We start from the raw sequence: 1,783 nt of genomic DNA on the forward strand, positions 1-1,783 counted from the left end.
TTCCTAGATTGAAAAAAGAAATAAATGTAGAAAACATTTCAAACCTCCAGATTATCTCGTCTTTTTTTGTCTTATATTGTCGATGATATCAAATGAATGTTAATTACTTGTCATTTATTTTTGAATTAAATGTAAAAATGAATTTGTTGTGGGCCTCTGATCGGCTTTGATAAGGGGAGGTTTATTGAATATATTTTATTAGTAAATTTTCTGAAAGTCGGCTTCGCTAACGCGGATGCTGATGTGATGAATGAGAAGTTATCAATAGGACTGTTCCCGAGTACTGACGAGAGGAGCAATCTGGAAAGACTGAATTGTCACCGCCTTACGTGGTGAAGCGGAAAATAATGAAGGCATCCCAAGACAATCCCTACTGCATTATAATTAGTAAAATAAACAAAACGCTAGGTTGTAGTGTAAACGCGGCTTAGCGTTTTGCTTGGAATTTGTCAAGCAGCTCTAATTTCAGTTACTAACGAACTAGGGGACTGTTCTGCAGCCCAGCCCATTTAAAAATATAGTACTATAGATTTTAAAGTACTAAATAACCTAATTTATGCTATTTTTTGATATGATTATAGAAGGGATTTAATGGATGATTTTTTGGGGGTGCTTTTTTGCAACACTTTAATTGGAGTAACATAAGAAGTTATGAAAATTCACAAAATAATGCTTTTGAAGAATTAGTCTGTCAACTTGCCCGGGAAGAAATTATTCATTCTAAAGTATCTTTTACAAGAGTTGGTGCTCCAGATGGAGGAGTTGAAGCATACTGTACTTTGGAAAATGGAGATGAATACGGCTGGCAAGCGAAATATTTTGATTCAATGGGTGACTCACAATGGAATCAAATTGAAAAATCATTTAAAACCGCATTTAAAAAGCATCCCAATTTAGTAAAATACTATATTTGTATTCCTATGGACAGACAAGACCCTAGAATAGAAGACAAGAAGTGGTTTATGGATAGATGGGAGGATCATGTTTTAGAATGGTCAAAGTTTTCTCAGCAACATCAAAGAGATATTACATTCGAATATTGGGGAAGTTCTGAACTACTCTCTAGAATATCACAAGAAAAGAATTCAGGTAAAAGGAAATTTTGGTTTGGAAATGAAGAGTTTTCTAATCAATGGTTTAGTGAAAGATTAAATATAAGTATCGATTCCCTTGGGAAGAGATATACACCATCTTTAAATTTTGAATTAGAGATTTCAAAAATATTTGATGGGATTGCAAGAAATAACAGTTTTAAAGAACAGTTTGATAGCTTTTATTACGAGATTATGAAGAAAACAAGTCTTGTTAATGGTCGAATAAAAGAGAAAAGCTTAGAGAAAAATAAGGAACAAATTAATTTGAAATTATTAGAATTAAATAGTTGCTACAACAACTTAGATTGGTATGAAATGGATGAAATCAGGTTAACTAAGTTTGATGATTTATGTAATCAATTAGGAAAATTAGTCTCAGATTGCATGAATGAATACTATAAGCTAAGAAACATATCCAGCAATGGTGAAAACAAAAAAACAGAATCAAATGATTATTATGGGAATAAAAAATTTAACTCTGAGGTTGAGTATTTAAGGAAATCTCAAGATGCACTTGAAGCTTTTCAAGGATTTATTGTTAGTCCAACTGCTTTATTAGCAAATAATCCAATCATGATATTAAAAGGTGAAGCTGGTATTGGCAAATCTCACTTACTAGCAGATATTGCAAAGCAAAGAAATGATATTGGTTTGCCTACACTATTGTTACTTGGCCAGCACTTTATAAG

At 32.2% G+C, this 1,783-nt stretch carries 1 protein-coding gene; it reads left to right on the plus strand.

All coding sequences use genetic code 11. The features are described 5' to 3' along the window. Positions 1–617 precede the first annotated feature (617 nt). On the plus strand, positions 618–1,783 hold a 1,166-nt coding region (locus AC1DUA_RS36190), incomplete at its 3' end, for a hypothetical protein (RefSeq protein WP_477504328.1).

Source organism: Paenibacillus sp. 01T422, from assembly GCF_056398785.1.